Origin of the sequence: Novosphingobium sp. FKTRR1 (genome assembly GCF_020404405.1) — a bacterium.
Classification (GTDB): Bacteria; Pseudomonadota; Alphaproteobacteria; order Sphingomonadales; family Sphingomonadaceae; genus Novosphingobium.
Map to the genome: position 1 here is coordinate 1 of NZ_JAIZDA010000102.1, position 533 is coordinate 533.

At 57.8% G+C, this 533-nt stretch carries 1 protein-coding gene; it reads left to right on the forward strand.

The features are described 5' to 3' along the window. Positions 1-145: 145 nt before the first annotated feature. The coding region (tnpA, locus tag LDN95_RS23095; protein WP_226019839.1) for an IS200/IS605 family transposase at positions 146-533 on the forward strand (388 nt) is incomplete at its 3' end.

Here is a 533-nt window from a genome sequence, read left to right on the forward strand (position 1 = left end):
TTTAGAGTCCTCTAGCAAGGAGGAACCCCTCCGACTTCAGTCGGATACTGGCTTCAGCCACAGACTCGCGTGCTAGCCTGTAACCTCGGGAAAAGCGGAAGCCGCCGAAGGCGTGAAGCTTCCGCTTTTCCCGAGGTTACAGGCTATGGCGTATCGGTCCGGTTGTCACACCACATTCCATCATCGCTACCATCTCGTTTGGGCGCCGAAATATCGGTACAAGGTGCTGATCGGCGATGTTCGGCTACGGGTGCGCGAGATCATCCGTCAGGTCTGTGCCGAGATGGGCGTGAAGATCATCAACGGCGCGCTGTCGAAGGACCACGTACACATGTTCGTCGAAATCCCGCCGCACGTCTCGGTCAGCGACTTCGTGCGCCGGGCCAAGGGGCGCTCATCCCGCAAGATCCAACAGGAATTCGAGCACATCCGCAAACGATATTGGGGCCAACGCTTCTGGCAGCGCGGCTACTTCTCGACCACATCCGGCAACATCACCGATGACATCATCATGCGTTACCTCGACCGACATA